Source organism: Alkalinema pantanalense CENA528, from assembly GCF_050753345.1.
Taxonomy (GTDB): domain Bacteria; phylum Cyanobacteriota; class Cyanobacteriia; order Leptolyngbyales; family Leptolyngbyaceae; genus Alkalinema; species Alkalinema pantanalense.
The window spans coordinates 1-18,725 of sequence record NZ_JBLZFX010000116.1; the positions used below are offsets into that span (position 1 = coordinate 1).

The 18,725-nt window shown below is 50.9% G+C and carries 18 protein-coding genes; 3 read left to right on the top strand and 15 right to left on the bottom strand.

Features of this window, described 5'->3' with window-relative positions:
* Positions 1 to 301 precede the first annotated feature (301 nt).
* The 3 genes from ACN4EG_RS24235 to ACN4EG_RS24245 form a co-directional block, all read right to left on the bottom strand.
* Positions 302 to 2,101, bottom strand: a complete 1,800-nt coding sequence (locus ACN4EG_RS24235; RefSeq protein WP_431632847.1) for an ABC transporter substrate-binding protein — start codon at positions 2,099 to 2,101, stop codon at positions 302 to 304.
* Positions 2,101 to 3,885, bottom strand: a complete 1,785-nt coding sequence (locus ACN4EG_RS24240) for an ABC transporter substrate-binding protein (RefSeq protein WP_431632848.1) — start codon at positions 3,883 to 3,885, stop codon at positions 2,101 to 2,103. The genes ACN4EG_RS24235 and ACN4EG_RS24240 overlap by 1 nt, the downstream gene beginning before the upstream one ends.
* A gap of 156 nt (positions 3,886 to 4,041) precedes the next feature.
* Positions 4,042 to 4,515: a glutathione peroxidase gene (locus ACN4EG_RS24245; RefSeq protein ID WP_431632849.1), complete on the bottom strand. Its 474-nt coding sequence runs from the start codon at positions 4,513 to 4,515 to the stop codon at positions 4,042 to 4,044.
* Positions 4,516 to 4,628: 113 nt separating this feature from the next.
* Here ACN4EG_RS24245 and ACN4EG_RS24250 point away from each other — a divergent pair, with 113 nt between their 5' ends.
* The 3 genes from ACN4EG_RS24250 (at position 4,629) to ACN4EG_RS24260 (ending at position 7,277) form a co-directional block, all read left to right on the top strand.
* Complete coding sequence (locus ACN4EG_RS24250; RefSeq protein WP_431632850.1) at positions 4,629 to 6,182, top strand: efflux RND transporter periplasmic adaptor subunit; 1,554 nt, start codon at positions 4,629 to 4,631, stop codon at positions 6,180 to 6,182.
* 111 nt (positions 6,183 to 6,293) lie between these two features.
* Positions 6,294 to 6,560 (top strand): hypothetical protein, encoded by a 267-nt coding sequence (locus ACN4EG_RS24255; RefSeq protein ID WP_431632852.1) that lies wholly within the window; start codon positions 6,294 to 6,296, stop codon positions 6,558 to 6,560.
* A gap of 261 nt (positions 6,561 to 6,821) precedes the next feature.
* Entirely contained in the window at positions 6,822 to 7,277 is a 456-nt protein-coding gene (locus ACN4EG_RS24260) for a DUF6335 family protein (RefSeq protein WP_431632853.1), read from the top strand.
* 16 nt (positions 7,278 to 7,293) lie between these two features.
* On the opposite strand, the gene ACN4EG_RS24265 is transcribed toward ACN4EG_RS24260, so the two are convergent.
* From ACN4EG_RS24265 to ACN4EG_RS24320, 12 genes are all read right to left on the bottom strand, one after another.
* Complete coding sequence (locus ACN4EG_RS24265) at positions 7,294 to 7,890, bottom strand: cytochrome b/b6 domain-containing protein (protein WP_431632854.1); 597 nt, start codon at positions 7,888 to 7,890, stop codon at positions 7,294 to 7,296.
* A 146-nt stretch (positions 7,891 to 8,036) separates the two neighbouring features.
* A complete protein-coding gene (locus ACN4EG_RS24270; RefSeq protein WP_431632855.1) occupies positions 8,037 to 10,085 on the bottom strand; it encodes an elongation factor G in 2,049 nt (682 codons plus the stop codon).
* Positions 10,086 to 10,541: 456 nt separating this feature from the next.
* Positions 10,542 to 11,336 carry an amino acid ABC transporter ATP-binding protein gene (locus ACN4EG_RS24275; RefSeq protein WP_431632856.1) on the bottom strand — a complete coding sequence of 265 codons (795 nt, stop codon included), beginning with the start codon at positions 11,334 to 11,336 and terminating at the stop codon, positions 10,542 to 10,544.
* A 217-nt stretch (positions 11,337 to 11,553) separates the two neighbouring features.
* A complete protein-coding gene (locus ACN4EG_RS24280) occupies positions 11,554 to 12,198 on the bottom strand; it encodes a GvpL/GvpF family gas vesicle protein (RefSeq protein WP_431632857.1) in 645 nt (214 codons plus the stop codon).
* Between the two features lie 2 nt (positions 12,199 to 12,200).
* On the bottom strand, positions 12,201 to 12,422 hold the full coding sequence (locus tag ACN4EG_RS24285) for a gas vesicle protein GvpG (protein WP_190575759.1): 222 nt from the start codon (positions 12,420 to 12,422) through the stop codon (positions 12,201 to 12,203).
* A gap of 39 nt (positions 12,423 to 12,461) precedes the next feature.
* Positions 12,462 to 13,196, bottom strand: coding sequence for a gas vesicle protein GvpF (gene gvpF / locus ACN4EG_RS24290; protein ID WP_431632858.1), 735 nt, complete (start codon positions 13,194 to 13,196; stop codon positions 12,462 to 12,464).
* 119 nt (positions 13,197 to 13,315) lie between these two features.
* On the bottom strand, positions 13,316 to 13,798 hold the full coding sequence (locus ACN4EG_RS24295; RefSeq protein WP_431632859.1) for a gas vesicle protein K: 483 nt from the start codon (positions 13,796 to 13,798) through the stop codon (positions 13,316 to 13,318).
* Positions 13,799 to 14,033: 235 nt separating this feature from the next.
* Positions 14,034 to 14,414, bottom strand: coding sequence for a gas vesicle protein (locus ACN4EG_RS24300; RefSeq protein WP_431632860.1), 381 nt, complete (start codon positions 14,412 to 14,414; stop codon positions 14,034 to 14,036).
* A 9-nt stretch (positions 14,415 to 14,423) separates the two neighbouring features.
* Complete coding sequence (gene gvpN / locus ACN4EG_RS24305; protein WP_431632861.1) at positions 14,424 to 16,064, bottom strand: gas vesicle protein GvpN; 1,641 nt, start codon at positions 16,062 to 16,064, stop codon at positions 14,424 to 14,426.
* A 162-nt stretch (positions 16,065 to 16,226) separates the two neighbouring features.
* Positions 16,227 to 17,726: a hypothetical protein gene (locus ACN4EG_RS24310; protein ID WP_431632862.1), complete on the bottom strand. Its 1,500-nt coding sequence runs from the start codon at positions 17,724 to 17,726 to the stop codon at positions 16,227 to 16,229.
* Positions 17,727 to 17,796: 70 nt separating this feature from the next.
* The gene (gvpA, locus tag ACN4EG_RS24315; protein ID WP_190575773.1) at positions 17,797 to 18,015 is read right to left on the bottom strand and encodes a gas vesicle structural protein GvpA; all 219 of its coding nucleotides are present in this window, start codon (positions 18,013 to 18,015) and stop codon (positions 17,797 to 17,799) included.
* 270 nt (positions 18,016 to 18,285) lie between these two features.
* Positions 18,286 to 18,552, bottom strand: coding sequence for a hypothetical protein (locus tag ACN4EG_RS24320; protein ID WP_431632863.1), 267 nt, complete (start codon positions 18,550 to 18,552; stop codon positions 18,286 to 18,288).
* Positions 18,553 to 18,725 lie beyond the last annotated feature (173 nt).

Here is an 18,725-nt window from a genome sequence, read left to right on the forward strand (position 1 = left end):
CTCACAGTCTATGCAAATCGTCTGTATACAGAGCTACTCTTTAAGATGCGCTTACCCTGGGTTGGGTCAGTCCTCGGCTGGGTATCCGCTTTACGATCGGGGCCAGTGGGTTAGAAATTTACGATCCCCAAGGTCAGCGGTTCTTAACCTTTACGGAACTAGGCCAACAGGCCCAAGCCGAAAAGCAGTGGGCTGATGCGGAAAAAGACAGAGCCGATCGGTTGGCGGCCAAACTCCAAGAACTGGGCATCGATCCCACGACGCTGTAAATTTCCTCACTACCAATTTTCTCACTACCGAGCTAACGGGATTGAGTCAGGTAGAGTTCATCGATGTTCCACAGCCCCCAAAAGGGTAAACCGTTGTATTGCAAGCCCTGCACCGGGTTACGCACCGCCATCAGCGCCCGATCGTTGACCAAATGGATAATCGGTAACTCTTCCTGCACCAGTTGCTGGAATTGCCCATAGATTTTCTTGCGTTTTTCTAGGTCAAATTCCCGTGCCCCTTCCCGGAACAGGCGATCGATTTCTACTTCAAAGGGCTTCGGCGCATAGTCCTGAATGGGTGGCTGCCCCGGTTGCTGCTTCAGATTAAACGAGTGGGAACCGCCACTGCTCATCCACAGGTTGGCCACCAAATGGGGTTCCACACCGCCCTCAAACCCCACCATATGGGTATCCCAATCCCGTGAACTATTAATCTTGTCCACCAGCACATTAAAGTTAATCGCTTGGAAATTCACCTTCATGCCGATTTTATTCAAATCCTGCTGCACCTGCGCCGCGATCGCCACCCGCACGAGATTATTGGCATTGGTGATGAGTTCAAACTCGACGCGATTCCCCCGATCGTCGAACAGTTCGCCCTGGGCATTGTAGCGAAAGCCTGCCTGTTGCAGTAATTCTTTGGCCTTGGCGGGATTGTAGCCATAGGTTTTCAAGCCCTGCTGGGGCGAGAGATAAAAGGGACTTTGCACGGAAACCGGGGAATGCTGAACGACACCCAAGCCTCGGAAAATATTGTTATTAACCCGTTCCTTATCAAGGCTGTAGGCAACGGCTTGGCGAAATAGTTTGTTATTGAACCAGCGGGATTTTTTGGGATCCACAAAGGGTTTGCCATCTTTATTTTTTGCCGTACTCAGATTGAAGACAAACTGCAATACCCCCGACCACGGCCCCCCATCCATTAACCGAAAGTTACCCCGTTGCTCTTCCCGTTTCAGCAATGCATAATATTCTGCTTTCAACGGACGGGCATCTCCCATCACATCCAAATCGCCCGATCGAAATTTCAGCAATTGCAGATCTTGATTTTCAATGACCTTCCAAATGATTTTTTCGATTTTCGGTAGGGTTTCGCCATTCGCTCCCTTACGCCAGTAGTAGGGATTGCGGCGAAAAATCACCCGTTGTCCCGTGGTGTAACTGTCTAACATGTAAGGGCCGTTAACCACAATGTCCTTCGGATTGGTATCCGTGCCCCAAGTGCTGAGAAACTTTGGATTCCCCTTTTGATCCAATTCGTTGAGCGATCGCTCTAACTTATGCTTTGGCAGAATGGCCACCGAACCCGTGCGGCCTCCTGTGGTTGTGTGCAGAAACGGCGAAAACGGTTCCGGAAAGGTAAACTCCACTCGCCGATCGTCCAATTGCCGCACCTTGGGAAACTCACCCTTCGCGCCGATGCGAATTTGATCCTTGGATTCGATCGGCACCTTTTCGTTAAAAACAATCTCGTTATAGGTAAACACGACATCCGCTGCGGTGAGGGGATGCCCATCGGACCAGCGCAGCTCTGGCCGCAGGGTAAACACCACCTTCTTTTTGTCCGGTGAGAACTCCCATTTCTCCGCCAGTGCGGGTTCCACTGCCCCCGTCATACCATTTTCGCGGGTCAAGCCCTCATGGCTAAACAGAAAAATATTGGGCACCGAGGCACTGTTGGCGTAATTAAAGGTTTTGGGATCGATCGGGGTTAGCAATCGCAGTGTTGTTCCAGACTCTTTTGTCCAGCGATGGGGATCACAACCCACTAGCGTAATTGCTAGTAATCCTAATCCCAACCCGGTTCTCAACCCTTTTGGAAAACTGATCATTAGTCTTCCACCTTCAACTCATGGAGATTCCACAGGGCTTCTCCGCCTTCTGGATAGCGAACGCCCTTGATTCGATCGCGCACCGCTGCCATAATCCTTGCATTGACGAGGTAGATAAAGGGCACTTGTTCCTGGGCAATTTGTTGGAACTGGTTGTAAATCTGTTTTCGCTTCGTTTCATCCAGTTCCTGAGCACCTTTGATATACAGTTGCTCAATCTCTTTTTCCCAATCGGAAACTACCCGTCCTTCCACTGGAGGTGCGGATGGCCCTGGTTTTTGGTTAAACAGGTGCGATCGGCCATCGGTCAGCCACATATTGGAACCGCCATGGGGATCGAGTCCCCCACCTCCATAGGCCATTAGCACCGCATCCCAATCCATGGAGTTATCCACCTTATCACTGAGTACATTAAAGTCGATCGCGCTCAGTGCTACTTCCATGCCAATCTGAGCCAAATCCTGTTTGATTTGCGAGATCATTTGTACCCGCAAGACGTTACTCGCATTGGTGGTAATTGTGAACTTCACAGGATTGCCATCAGCGTCTACTAACTTGTTATCGCTGGTGTATTTGAAGCCTGCGGATTGTAGGATTTGTCTGGCCCGTTCTGGATTGTAGTTATAAGTTTTCAAGCCCTTCTCTGGGGGTAAATAAAAGGGGCTTTGCTGCACAATACTGGAATGAACCCGTGACCCTAGACCGCGAAACAGGTTGGTATTCATGCGATCGAGATCCAGGGCATAGGCCACCGCTTGGCGGAACTTCACGTTGTTAAACCACTTGGATTTCACCGGATCAACTAAAGGCTTACCGTTGCGTTTGCCCTGGTTGAGGTTGAAGGCCACAAAGGTAAAAATCTGCCGAGGGCCACCCATATAAAGCGTAAATTTGCCCCGTTTTTCCTCTTGCTTCAAGAGGGCGAAATCCTCTGGGCGAATCGGTTCCACCAGATCTGGGCCACCGGAGCGAAACTGTTGCAATTCCGTATTTTGATTTTCTACGGATTTCCAAACAATCCGTTCAATGTAGGGTTGCTGTTGATTTTTCTGATCTTTGCGCCAGTAATTGGGGTTGCGTTTAAAAATTACCCGTTGGTTAGGGGTGTAGCTATCCAGCACATACATGCCATTGCAAACGATCTGCTTGGGATCGGTTTCCGTGGTCCAAGTGGACAGAAACTTCGGTTTGCCATCCACCTTTTCTCGCACCGTGGCTTCCAACACATGTTTCGGCAAAATGGCCAGACCTAGCTGGCGTAGGAACGGTGCAAAGGGTTCTGGTGTGGTAAATTCCACCCGCCGATCGTCAATTTTGCGAATGGTTGGAAGTTTACGATCTTTACCAATTTTGAGCACATCTTGAATATCCGTCGGGATATCAGGGTTGAAATACACATCCCGAAAACTAAACACTACATCATCTGCCGTCAATGGTTGTCCGTCCGACCATTTCAAGTCAGGCCGTAGGGTGACAATCACTCGTTTTTTATCGGGCGAAACTTCCCAAGACTCTGCTTGGATAGGTTCTAGTTCGCCAGTCAAGGTATTTTCGTTGATCAAGCCTTCATAAAGGTAACCAAAAACGTTAGGGCTTTCGTTGCTCAGCGCATAGTTAAAGGTTTTAGGATTACTAGTTTGGCTAATGATGAGTTCAGGGACGCGGGCCGCTTGGCTTTTGAAATTGGCAGGACTACAGGCTGCTAATTGCAGCGAAAGGCAGAGGGCGATCGTGGCCCAGAGAGCAACCCATCGCCATGTTTTGCGCCGAAAAAGTCCCACCATAGCCAAATCCAATTGTTTGTTCAAGGGTCATTGCCCTCTATTGTACTGTTGAATCCTAAACTGGATAGGCCAGGAGCGCGTTTAGGCTCCCGGCACTTTGAGTCAGACGGTTGCGATGAGATGGGTGCAATTAGGCGGTTGCGATAACTGCTGGCGCTACTTGGCTAGCTCGGCTTCGATCGCGGAAACCAAGCTCTCAGGGGTTGCATTGCTGGCATAGCGAGCCACCACTTCCCCTTGCTTGTTCACCAGGAATTTTTCAAAGTTCCATTTCACGTCCCCTTGGGGTTGCGTTTGGGTCAGTTCTGCGTAGAGCGGATGGCGATCGCTGCCGAGGATTTTCACCTTGTCAAATAAATCAAACGTTACTCCATAGCGGGTTTCACAAAACTGCTGAATTTTTTCATTGGAATCCGGCTCCTGCATCCCAAAGTCATTGCAAGGGAACCCCAATACTCGCAGCCCTTGATCAGCGTATTGTTGCTGCAGGGCTTCCAACCCCTTGTACTGCCCCGTGTAGCCACAGTAGGACGCCACATTAACGATCAGCAAAACATGGCCTGCATAGTCCGCGAGTTTCTTTTCATCGCCAGCAATGGTTTTGACGGTGATATTGGAAATGTTAGTCATGGTATTCAATCAGTAGGTTCGATCGTGAAATGACGTACGGAAAAATCCTCGTTTAGTCTAGCAAATACCGTCCTCACAGGTTCCTCACGCGGCTGTGACAGGCTAGAGGCAAGATGCCTGTAACCAGCAAATTGTGGGAAATCACTACATTGTGGGAAATCACTACATTGCGGGAAATCACTACGATGACACAATTTCGTCCCTTCACCGATTCCAACCCTAACTCAAAGCCGATGCAGTCCCCCGCAGCACCGGAAAGATTGTCGTCTGAATTCCCTCCTTCAGAGCCACCGCCCTTACCGCGATCGCCATCTCCACCGCCCTCGCACCAATTGCCAAGGCTTGCCTGGAAACCGCTGATTTATGGGGCCCTGGGGGTTGGAGTTGTGGCAGTCACGGTTTGGGCCTTTCAGCCTCGTCCCATTCCGGTCGATCTAGCCCCGGTGAGCCGGGGAGATCTCCAGGTCACATTGCAGGCCGAAGGAAAAACTCGGGTGCGCGATCGCTATGTCATTGCCGCCGACGTTGCTGGACGCCTCGATCGCATTGTGCTCGAAGAAGGCGATTCAGTGCAAGTGGGTAGCGTGGTGGCTCAGATCGATCCATTACCGGCCAATGCTTCCGTCCAAGCGGCTCTCAGCCAATTGGCAGAATGGCGAGCCGAACGGGCAGGCGTGGCCACCCAGCGTCCCAAAACAGAAACGATCGACCAAGCCCGGACTCGCATCCAAGCCGCAGAAGCCCGCTATCGACAGGCCGAAGCGCAGGTTGCCCAAGCTCAAGCAGATTGGGAGCAAGCCCAACGGGATCAAGATCGATCGCGGCAATTAGAATCCCAAGGCGCAATTTCTCGCAATGCTAGAGAAATCAGTGAACTGAATGCCATCAGCAAAGCAAAAGATTTGGAAACTGCAAAACTAGCTGCCCAAGCTGCTGCTGCTGAGGTGGAGGTTGCTAAGGCGGCGCTAGTTGTGGTGCAAAAAGAACAGTCCGATCCCGATTATCTCCTCCGGGTTTATGATGCCCGCATTGTAAGCGCTGAAGCTGAACTGGCCAAGGTGCAAAAAGAGGCCCAACGCACAGTCATTCGATCGCCGATCGCCGGTAAAGTCCTACGGATTCGCCAAAAAAGTTCCCAATACGTCACCGAAGGCACACCCCTGATCGAAATTGCCAACCCCAAACAGCTAGAGCTAGTCATTGATGTCCTCTCCACCGATGCCGTTCAGCTCAAACCGGGAACCCCCATTTTGATTGCCCAAGGCAGCGGCAACCCAGCAATTCGGGCCAAAGTCCGGTTAATTGAACCGTCCGCCTTTACTAAAGTCTCCGCCCTCGGCGTGGAAGAACAGCGGGTCAATGTGATTGGGGATTTTATCGATTCCGGCGATCGCTTTGGCGATGCCTATCGGGTGGATGTCAATTTTATCGTCTGGCAGGGTCAGCAGGTGTTGCAAGTTCCCGTTAGTGCGCTATTCCGCTGCCAAGACACTGCTTGGTGTACGTTTGTTGTCCAGGATGGTGTTGTGCAGCAGCGATCGATCACGATTGGCCACCGCAGTGAAGCGGCGGCAGAGGTGCGTCAAGGATTAACCGAAGGCGAAACGGTGATTACCCACCCCACAGGGCAGATTAAAGCGGGTGTGCGAGTGACTCGATCGAACTAATCGTCACTCCGTAGAGTATGCTCCTTCGGATTTGCCCCTTTCTTTTGTTCTCTTAGCGAATAATGTGGGCAGCCTAGAGTTAATTACCTTGAAACGTTAAGGAAAATTCTCATGGCAGACGTTCGGGCTGTGGTCGGCGATCCTTCTGAAGTATGGGATGATTTGAGCTGGGATGACTTGAGCCAAACAGAACAACAACTTTGGGGCAATTTGGGTTGGGATGCGGACAGTTGGGAAGAAGAAACTGATCCGCCTGCATCCAGCGAAAAGTATTGGGAAGATTTGAGCGGTTCAGAACGTCAATCTGCTGAAGCCCTCGGCTATACCCAAGAAACGTGGGATGGAGAAGATGATGAAGAGGAAGATGACGAAGAATAGTCATCGTTCAACCTAGTCATTTCTCAATTTGATTCCTTCCTTTTCCAACACTCAAACCCTTCGGGACTAGAAGCAGGACAGTCTGTTTCTAGTCTTATTTTTTAGGGATATAACCCCAGCCATGTAAACTCAGCGATATAAGATCGGTAATGTAAAAAGTAATGTATTTAATCTGATGAGATTTAGAAATTATTTATATGCTAGAGATAGCAAGAAAGTACTGTAGTGGAAATTACAGCCACTATTCTCGGAGAGTTCACTATGCTGAAAAAATCCTCCTTGGAACGCGATGATAATCACCCTGCACCAACGCACCTTCATCCAGTTCCCCCCCTAATGGAAAACGAAATTCTCAAGCATTCCCCCAATTTACAAAATGCCCGATCGCCCCTTTGGGCTGGACTGACCGATCGGGATACTGGAATGGGTCGGGTTTTGCAACAACTCCAAAACCACAGTTCAACCGGGGCTTCGACCACCGGCGGAGATTTCAATATTGATCAGTCCCTAGCGCAAGTTTCCGGCGAAGAAGCCGTTGGCGGCACAGCACCCACCCCAGAACAAAACGTTGTTGAGGACTTAGCCGTTGCGGTGGGCATTGAAATTCCCGATCGGGAGTGGCTCCACACTACAGAAATGCTGGAAAATCGAGACTCCCATCGTTGGGAACTGGATCCCAAATCCTCGGAAGACTATTCTGATCGACGGGATTGGTAGGTGTTGCGGGAACGGTTTACCAAAACATTGATTCCACCATCCGAGAACCCCCTGCCCGTAGGGCTAAGGTTGAGTGCAGCGCAGTAAAAACTAACGTGATGGGAACCGTTAGAAAATGTACCGTGCGAAGCGCTTGCCAGTCGTTGCCAAAAAGTTCCAGAATCCAAGCAAATTGTGCTGGTTTGTACATGCCTAACCCTGTCAGGATCGCTAGTAACAACATAGGTACGATCGCGGTATAAACCAAGCGATGCAATGCATAAACTTTGCGTTTGGGATTTTTACCTTGGATTAAAGCTTTCCCATCATTGCAGCCCACATAGCGAATTCTCCAGCGCCGGGTCGCCAAAATATAAACGCCATACCACAACAAATTGAGGGCGAAGAGATTCATCCCGGCAAAGTGCCAATCGCGTCCCCCCGCCAACCAGCCACCGAGGCCCAAAATGGGGGGAATGTGCCAACCCGCTCGGCCTCCAAAGACTGGATTAGCATTATAAATTTGCAGACCACTGGTGAGCATGATCGCCACACTGATGAGATTGAGCCAGTGGAATACTTTTGTCGCGATCGCGGGCTTGGGCCAAGGCTTGGGCGTGGAAGTAGCAGTCATGGGAGATCACAACAAAAGGGCAGATCTATGGTAATCGATCGCTTCCGCAATCCATCCCGATCTGCCCCAAGTCTTTCGATCGACTAGGCTTCAAACTATAGGTCTATAGATCGCAAACCATAGATCGCAAACCATAGCCTTCCTCTCTAACGTTTCCCGTTAGTTGTCACGGTTCCCTTATCCGTTTTAGCCAGGATTCGCTCTGCCAACTTATCCGGTACTTCCTGCAAGTGGTCGTACTGCCAAGCAAAATTCCCGACCCCCATGGTGAGCGATCGTAGCTCCACAATCATGTCGTGCATTTCCGCCTGGGGAATTTGGGCTTGCACCTCATCCCAGCCGACCCAACCCGCTTTGGCGTCATAGCCCAGGATTTGGCCCCGACGACCACTGACCAAGCGCAGCACCTTGGAGGTAAAGTCCGTGGGGACGGAAATCGTAATGCTGAGAATCGGTTCCAGCAAAATTGGTTCGCACTTGATAAGCCCTTCTTGCATGGCAATGCGTCCTGCTTGCTTGAACGCTTGTTCGGAACTATCCACGTTGTGGTAAGAGCCATCGGTCAGCGTTACAGCAATATCCACGATCGGGAATCCCAACGGCCCCTGATTGAGGTATTCTCGCACCCCCATTTCCACCCCCGGAATGTATTGTCTAGGAACAACACCGCCGACAATGGTTTCGCTAAAGCTGAAGCCATCACCCCGACCCACGGGTTTAATCTCTAAATGCACATCGCCAAACTGCCCATGGCCACCGGTTTGGTGTTTGTAACGCCCGTGGGATTTGGTGGATTTGCGAATGGTTTCCTTGTAGGGAACCTGCGGTTTGCGGGTCACCATGGGCAGGTTATATTTCCGCCGTAGGCGATCGAGGGCCACTTGCAAATGGATATCCCCTTGTCCCCACAGAATAATTTCATGGGTATCGGGATGGTGTTCCCAACTCAGCGCCGGATCTTCTTCCAACAGTTTGGTCAATGCTGTGGTGAGTTTTACTTCATCGTTGCGTTTTTCCGCTGCGATCGCTAAGGCGAATACAGGAGAAATCAGTTCTGCCTGTGGTAAGGGTTGTAAATTAGTGCCAGTGGTGAGAATGTCTCCGGTTTTAATGCCTTCCATCCGCCCCAAGGCCACAATGTCCCCCGCCCGCGCCGTTTGCACTGACTGCGTTTGCATCCCCGTGAGGCGATAGAGTCCACCGATTCTGACTCCGTTCAGCGTCATGCCATCGGTAATTTCGCCCTGCCAAACCCGCGCTAGCGTCAGCTTGCCGCCTTGGGGGGTGTAGTAGGTTTTGAGCACTTGCGCGATCGGGTCTTTCCCCGCAGCGACTAAGCCCCAATGATCGGCGGTGGCATCGGCTTCCGGCGCTTCACGCACTAAGGCATCCAATAAAGGTCGTACCCCAAAATCCCGATCGGCCATGCCAAAGAATACCGGCACAATTTGATCGGCTCCCAATTCCATCTTCAGATCTTGGAAAATTTCATCTTCCGATGGCGCAATATCTTCTAGCAATTCCTCCAGTAAGTGATCATCGAAGTTCGCTAGCGTTTCCAACATTTCTGTTCTAGCGATGTGTTCCTCCGTTTCCAGTTCCTTGGGGAAAGGAACCGGATCTGCCGGAGCGCCGGGGTGGTAGTGGAAGGCTTGCTCGGTGACTAGATCGATAAATCCCAGCAGATTTTCGCCCCGACCGATCGGATATTGGTGCGGCACCAGCGGTCGGCTGGAAATGCCCTTCAGCGCATGCAGCACCTCCATAAAGTCCACATCGGCCCGATCCATTTTATTGAGGAAGACCAGGTGCGGGATTTTCAAATCATCCAGGAATTTGAAGAGGGGGGATAGATTCAAAACCCGATCGACCACTGGTTCGCAGACAATGACCACCGCATCCACACCCACGAGGGCATTGTAGGTTTCCTGGGCAAATTCCACGGAACCGGGGCAGTCTAAAACAGTCAATAAAATACCGCCATGGGATGTGCTGGCGGCGTTCACTTCAACGGACATTTGCCGATCGCGGGCTTCTGGCGAACTATCCCCGACCGTATTTTTCTCTTGAACCGAACCTTTACGGGTAATGGCTCCCGTGACAAATAGTAAGCTTTCTAATAACGTGGTTTTTCCGCTGAGGTAGGGGCCAACGATCGCAACGCTTCGTGACCCCGAGAGTCTTCTTTCGGTCATGATAGATCCCTCTCTTACATGTAGCGAATGGATGTAGCGAATGAGTTGGAGGGATGAAGAGATGGAGAGCCGATCACTAAACCACGAGGATAGAAATTTTTGGAATAGAGACCTTGGGACGTACTGGAAGGAGTTCAGCGAGAATTCCAGCACGGGGAGAGGAGAATTCGAAATATTTGTGCAGAAGACCTAAATCCATAGTATCTAGGTAAATATTGACGAATCCTGAGGCTCGTCACCTCTTCAACCTTGCGTTTAACTTTGAGATAAGCTGTACCTGCTTGATGACATTATCCCGATATTCTGAGTCTCAAGCACGATCGTCGCAGCATGTTTTAACAAATCCCTAGGGTTTCGTTAAGAAATACCGCTTAAGTTATCCTATTCGGTTAACTTTTCGAGATTTAATTATCCTGGCTGTGCCATTTCACCCGTTATGGGACTTGGGCCAGAACGCTATAGAATTTGAGCTAAAAACCGCTGGGTACGCTCTTCTTGGGGATTTTGGAAGAATTCCTCCGGCGGGGCAATTTCGACGATCGCACCACTGTCCATAAAAACGATGCGATCGGCCACTTCCCGTGCAAAGCCCACCTCATGGGTCACCACGACCATGGTCATACCAGACTGGGCCAGGGATTTCATTGCATCCAGCACCTCTCGCACCATTTCTGGGTCAAGGGCCGAGGTGGGTTCATCAAACAGCATAATTTTGGGCTGCATGGCCAGGGCACGGGCGATCGCGACCCGCTGCTGCTGGCCCCCGGAAAGCTGACCGGGATACTTGTGAGCCTGTTCCAGAATGCCCACCCGTTCCAGCAGTTGCATGGCGACCTCTTCGGCTTTGGCGGCGCTCCATTTTCGGACGTGGGTGGGAGCCAGGGTGATGTTTTGCAGCACCGTCAGGTGGGGAAACAGGTTGAACTGCTGGAAGACCATGCCCACTTCCTGGCGGATTTTTTCGATATTCTTCAGGTCTTGGGAGAGTTCAATCCCGTCGATCGTAATTTGTCCCTGCTGGTACTCTTCCAGCGCATTAAAGGTGCGGATGAAGGTGGACTTCCCAGACCCCGACGGCCCCATGACCACCACCACCTCACCGGGATAGACTTCTAGGCTCACCCCTTGTAGCACTTGAAACTGGCCGTACCATTTCTGGACATTCTGGGCAGTGATGATAGGCACCCGATCGGCTCGATCGATCTGCGCCGAAGATTTGTTGCTAGACGCAGACTGCGGGTCAAAGGTCATGGGGTACTCCTTGCTCAGCGTTGCCCTTACTCAGCAAAGCTATTCTACTGTGTCCTCAATTGTTCAGGGTACCAGCCCTTGGCAGGTCACACCAGAGATCCGTTCCAACTCAACAACCAGTTCCCACTCAGGAATTTTCTAAGAAATAACCGCCCCGATTCATCTACCCATCCACCCCTCTACCCATCCCCTTGGGATTGTATTGGTACACCGTTCCCTAAACAAAATGATAGGGGGGCAATTCTTCACTCACTTGCACTTGCCAAAATGGACAATGGGACTGCCAGTCTGAAACCGTTTGCTGAAGATTATTGGCCCGATCGAGCAACAAGTGCACCTGATGGCCACTACCTGCAACGAACTTGGCCCCGATCGTTGCCATCATGCCCAACATCATTTCAAAGGAGGTTCTTTGCTTTTGTTGCCAGTCATATTGGCGCTCTGCCATCTGCTTTTTCGCTTGAAAATAAGCGCGGCCTTTGAGTTGTGGGTTGAGATCTTCTTCCGGGCAATCCACGGGAGAGAGCTTTAACAAATATTCTGCTTTGCCATCTAGATCGGTCAGTTTGTTGAGATAGTGAGAAGCGCTCTCCTGCAAATGCTGGAGCAAATCATACTCCGACGCAAATTCAGTCCCAAATCGGAGGGGCAGAATTGTCGTCTGAGCAAACAGAACCCGCAATACACAATCATGAATCATCACGGCCTGAAGCAAGGCGCGATCGTCTTCTTCGCAGGATCGAAGACTAAAACCCGGTTCGACAATGGCAGAAATTCCATGGTGCTTGACGATCGTTAACTCATTGGCCATCCCAGTGGGCAGACAAATATTGGTATCGTCGGTGAAGGCATAGGTATACATATCTACTCAGCCTCCTCCATGGCCTGAATGGCTAACAACAGTTCCTCTTCTTGGATTTCAAAAGTCTCTTCGTCCAGTTCTCCCATATCAAAGGCCATTTGCAGGGCTAACAGCCGTTTGTGTAAATTTTCCTTTTGATCCAGTTCCACCATGACGCGATCGTGAACTTGTTCTGCGATCCAAGTCAAACCCGTAATCGGTGCAAACAAAATTTGATGCAGCATTCTTAAAATCCCTCAGTTCCATTCCAAAAACAGTTTGATTTAATGAAGCTGCGCAAAGTTATAGGGAGCGGTGAAGTTGTTGTAGCGGATTTTGAGACGATCGGGAAATTGTTGATCGATCGCTTCCACTTGCTGACTGAAGGCCGATTCTCCGTCCCAGGGAATCAAGAATGCAGCGTTATAAACCATCGCTTCCGTAAGATTGTCATTCTCCACCACCTCGATCGCCAAGGCACTCAAGCCCGTTCGAAAAGCCTGGATAATCGCGTTGCGCCGTGCATCCATCGCCTGCTCGATCGCTTGGCCAATCCGCACTACTTCATCCATGCTCAGGTTGCGTCCAGACATGCGATCGCGTTCGGCCCTCAGCGTTGCATTTTCTGCCATCAGAAGCTGTAATTCTGCCTCCGCATCCCAAAACACCTTCACACCCACTTCGCGGTATCCGTCCAGTCGCGCTAACAAGGCTTTCATTTCCGTGCTACGGGGTGCAATCAACTGCTCATTCACCGTTTGCCAATCCTGGATCGTTAAGCCAAATCGTAAGGGTAAAACGGTGCGATAGCCTTCACCCATGGCTTTTTCCAACACTTTTTCATGGCCTAACAAATTGCGCCGACTGGCGAGATAGCGAGTCTGCTTTGCTTCGGAATATAGGAAGACAAAATCTTCAACCATATGGGCCTGAACCGGCTGTTGATCTAAGCCTTCTAGCTCTAATCCGGTGGGGCCGGGGCTGGGAAAGATGCCGTACAAATATAAACCGTGGGCCATGGAAGAATACCTCAGAGACTTGGGGGAAGAGACTGGGACGTCGAAAGTGGAAGCAGAGGATTTAATGTAAGGGTTAACAGTAACTGAGCGATCGCTGAGTAGGAACGCTGAACAGGCATTTAGATGGGCTTAGAAGTCAAAACCAATTGCAATTTGGCATGAATCAAATCCAACTGGGCCAGCCCCAAATCCACGCTGCCTTGCACAACAATGCCCGTATTTAACAGGCGATCGAGCAATTCCAAAAGGGTGGGTTTTTCGGTCGGTTGACCGGGATAGTAGCCCCCTGCTTTTGGTAATAGAGTACCCACCTCGCCCAGATCCAGATTCAAATCCGCCGGGTCAATTTCAAAGATTTTGCAAATTTCTAAAACTTGCTGTTCTAACGTTTGTAAGCTGTCCGCAGCTCGATCGAGTTGTTCGTCGGTGAGTTCTCCGCTGTCCATCCGGCGGATCACCTGCGCCTCCATCAGTTGACGGATTAGTTCAACCACCGTCAATAGTAAAGGGGCCAAGCCCGCATCTCGTTTACCCGCAGGTTCGGGAACGATCGATCCGAGATCGGGGGCATCGGGGTTTACAGGGGAAACTTCAAGGGACACGGCAATAGGAGGGGGCAAGAGGTTATTGAATACCAAATCAATTGGTGATTGCAACAGATGATGATCCCCCTAAATCCCCCTATCTCCTGCGGAGAGGCTACGCCAAGAAAAAGGGGGACTTTGAAGCTTTTATTTCCCTTTTTCTAGTTCCCCCCTTTTTAAGGGGGGCTAGGGGGGATCGGATCTAGGGTATCAATCAATCAATTGGGTATCAGGGGTTAGTTAAGACGTTAAATTAACCGATCGGCTGCTGCGGTAGGGCTTTGAGGGCTTGTAGTTCCGCTTCCAGTTGTTCCACCCGGTTGAGCAACTTCTGGTTTTGTTCTACAAGGGTTTGGGTTTGGCTACTGAAGTGAGGATTGTTTTCCCACCAGTTCACCCCAATTTCCCGCGCCTTATCAACGGAGGAAATTAATAACCGAATCCGAATATTTAGCAATTCCGTATGGGCAACGGAAACAGAAATATCTCCGGCAATCACAATTCCCTTATCCAGTACCCGTTCCAACACATCGGCGAGGGTAGAGCCTTGGGTGGACGTGGTGATGGATTTCGCTGCATCCGATCGCAAATTGGATTGCAATCCAGTCGGGGGCATTGCCGACGAATAACTCATGGCAAGCTCCTAGGGAATTGCAAAGAATGAACGATCACGATGGGCAAGGCGTTTCTCTTGCGCTAATTTCCGCAGGGCGTCTACGGTTTGGCTGCGTTGTAAACCCAGTTCGCCTTCAATTTCAGACAGCCTTGCTCCACTGGTACAAAGGGTTAGGTATTGGTAAATCTGCTCCTCGATCGACAACTGCACGGGGGCTTCCGGCTCAGCCTCAGTTTCCCAGTCATCGGGCAGCATGGCTAACACATCGGTCAACTCGCTAGCGATCTCCTCTGCTGCGGGCATCTCGTCGAATTCGCTAGCATTCTGGACTGTCTCAACTTCTAGGGCCTCAACCTCGGGCTCAATTTGGGCTTCTGGCTCCAGAATCATGACGATCGCATCAGCCACCGCTTCTACCTGGGGTTCAGGCAGTGTTTCAGGTGATGTTTCGGGCAACGTCTCAGAAATAGATGCAAAGATCGGGTCTTCACTCAATACAGATTCACCCAACCCGGCTTCAGCAACCGCAGATGCATAATCTCCCGATGCATTACCGACTGATTCATCGTCGATCGATTCATTACCGACTGGTTCATCGCCGACAAATTCATCACCTAAGAAGTCGTTGGATGCACTAACGATCGCTTGGGGAATTAGGATTTCAGGAATGGAAGTGTTGTCAACAGGTTCTGGGGAAAGAGTTGGCGCGATCGCAGTCGCGGGTTGGGGGACTGACACCGTTTGCACAGGCACCAGTTCCTTCAGAATGGATTGGCTTTCTGGAATGGGGGCTGCGCCCTGCATTAAATGCCACAGCAGTGTGGTTGCCTCTTCCATTTCCAAGGGTGATCGGGACAGCAAAATGTCCTGGCAAACGTCGCGGAAGTCGGGATTATGGAGCGAAATCTCGATGTCATGATCCCGGCAGATGGTGCTGATCATCAAGCAAGACCGAAGCCCGGAGGAATTGGACGTTTTGGTTTCCGCCCGGAAGGCTTTGACCAAACGCACAATTAAGGCCGCACTCGCCCGATCGATCTCCACCTTTTGTACCAGAATTTCCTGCTGGGTGAGTTCATCCGGTTCCGGCATCGTGATGGTAATGAGGCGATCCATCAACGCATCCTGGGTGGAGTGAACACCGCAGTATTCTTCCGGGTTGGAGGTAAAGATGGCGCGGAACTGAGGGTTAACCCGCACATATTCCACCCGATTGCTTTCCGGCGGCAGTACCAGAATTTTTTCCTCCAGCACTGACAGCAGAACGTTGTTCACTTCCGGGCGCGATCGGTTGAACTCGTCGTAAATCAGGGTGAAGCCTTCCCGACAAGCCAAGGTTAAACGCGAATCCACCCAGGTTTGCCGCAGTTGGTCTTCCACTTTGACAACACTGTGGATGTAGTTATCCACGACTTTTTTGCGGGTGTAACCGGCTTGGGTCCCAATGAGATCCGAAGTTTTGGCATCATCATCGCCAAACATCAGCATCATCGGACGTTCTAGCAAATCCGCTAGATGTAACGCCAGGGTGGTTTTGCCCGTTCCGGCGGGGCCACGTAAATGGATTGAGAATCCCGATAGCAAGTACCGAAGCGCCCGCGCTGTCACGCGTTCGATCGCTGGAGTTGTGACAAATCGTCGGGGGCTGGTACGAAGTACAGTGGTCACAGTCACTTCCTCAAAATAAAAGGCTACAAACTAATGTCTAGACAGGGCAGGGATGGATTGCTACGGATAACGCTAGGGGCAACTAGCGTTAATCCAGTTGGTTTAGCAAAACCGAGCAACCGTCCATAGAATCGATCGGCCACACAGATCGATCAAAACGGGTTAACGGGCCATGTAAAGGCGATCGCGCTGGATCACATGGCCTTCCCGAATCAACCGAGTCAGCGTACTGACCGCGTCGGCGCGACGCATCTCTAGAGTGGACTCCAGATCCGATAAACGAACACCATCACTCTGTTGGATCAGATGCAGCATCTGCATTTCCATCGAAGTTGCTGGCGATTCTTGGGACTTGGTGGTCGATCGAGCGTGGGCTTCCGCAGTCTTAGCCGATGACGGTTCTAGCAGCGCTGATTCAGAAGAAACGGGCTGCACCGCTTTTGCTGTCAGGGTTTGATCCACGCATTGCAGAAGTTCTTTGACACTTTCCGCATTCACTGGCGTATCCGATCGCGCCATCATCAATAAATCTGTCAGCACCTGCTCGATCGGCAATGATTCCTGAGGAGCTTGGGCGAGGGGTACAGCCGGAATGGGCGTCGTTGGGGTGGAAGTTGCCGACTTTTGAGGCGATCGCTGCTTTGCGCTGGCAGTAGGTGTCTTACTGGCAGGTGCTTTACTGGGCGTGCTAGCGACCGGCTGGTTCGAGCTAGGGGCTTGCGTTTTGACTGGCTGCGTTTTGACTGGCTGTGTTCTGACAGACTGCGCTGGAATAGATGGTGTTTTAGCGGACTGAGGGGGCGCGATCGCTGCAGTGGGATTGACCACAGGCATTGGCGCTAGTACTTCCTGGGGTAGGGTTTCCGGTTGGCTGGTTCCATCTCCCCAAACCGATTGTTTTAAGTCTTGCACCGATCGCTCGAGGGATTGGCGGAAGTCAGCCAAATCTTGAAACAGTTCAGCCATTTCCGCTTGACGGTCTTCGCGGGCGGTTTGTAGCTGGACAGCGAGGTCGATCGATCGTACTTGCCGTTGCTCAGCATAGTCCGACAGCAGTTGGGCAACATCCGATTGCAAGCGATCGACGGAGTCCAACAAATCCTGCCGCAACGCCTGTCCCATTACTTGCCGATTCAAAGCATAGTCCTGCAAGGTGGCTTCCACTTCTGCTTTGAGCAAGTCCAGATCCGCCCGGAGCGTTTGGCGTAATTCCTGGTTACTCGATTGCAAGGCTGCGCGACAGTTCTGTAGGTCGGCTTGCAGTTCGGCTGCCATCTGTTGTCGGTCAACTGCCGCCTGATTGAGGAAATCTGCGGTTTGAGCTTGCAGTTGGGTAACAAACAAGCTGCGATCGATCGCGGACTGTTGGGCCTCCGCTTGGCGACGATCGCGCAGGGTCGCTAGCATTTCTTGCACGTCGTCTTGACGCTGTTGTTGATCTGCCTGCAATCCCGCCTGAAAACACTGAAACTCAAGGCGACGCAGTTGGTCATCTTGAGCCAGATTCGATCGAATATCTGCCAATTCCTGTTGAATTTTGGACGCCATTTTTGCATGGGATTGGCGGTTCGTAACACGGATCGCAGCTACCCGTTTTTGCCTTGCCCTCAGCCCTTGCTGACGCCGTTGCCGTTCCTGTTGCCAAATATCTTTGAGAGCCATGACGAAATGCGTTGAAGGGAACGATTGGCAGGGACATCCACAACGAACATCCCTACCCAGTCAACAAACCTTATGCAGCAGGTACCGCAGCTTGGGAAGTCAGACCCACAGCTTCGGCATACTTCAGGTAGGTTTCTACGGAGGCAATGACGACACGAGCTTCGATGGAGAGTAGCTCAATCCCTACAAGAGAAACCCGTACCCATGCATCAACCACAATCCCTTTGTCCAGGATGCGATCGACCACTTCTGCCAAGCTAGAGGAAGAGTTTACTTTTTCAACAGCCATTGTTTGATCCTCGAAAATTCAGTGTTGGTCGGTTGGTTGGAGTTGTTCAGGTGGTTGGGTATCCACCCAATCTTTAGCTGTTCTTAAGGTAGACAACCTGTCGAGGAATCTAGCTGCCATATCTACGGAAGTTCATTTGCTTTCCCAAGAGCATCTTGATTTCAAGATCCGTGGATTCACCAATCTCATATCAGCTATCAAAAGCATGATTGGATCAATTTCGATAATGCATTAAATTGTGAAAAAGTCGGGATTGTTTCTAATCAATGACTAACCTTGTTGTACCCGTTGTTCAAATTCTTCCCGCGTTTGTTCAACTAGGGTATTGGCCGCGATCGCAATTTCAGGATGGGTTTCTTTCAACCAAGCTAAAAGTCGCGCGAGTTGGGCATTGCGTAATTCCAAATCCGTTTGAAAAACAGTGGCGATCGCCATTTGCTTAGCGTAATCCGCCGGATGGCCTTGGGCAATAAAGGCCGCCGTTAATGCCGTTAATGCCTGCTGACGCACTGGGTCACTTTGGGTATGGGTAAACATAGCTATGCCCTCATGAATGCAATAGGAAATGGTTCAAATTTTGTTAAGCGCAATCCAGTCCGATTTGGGTAATGACTGAGCTTAGGGATTTGCAAAGAAATAATATCCCCTCTTCATCCCCCCACCCTCCTCCCCTTCTACCCCCCTACCCCCTACCCCATCGGGATTTTATT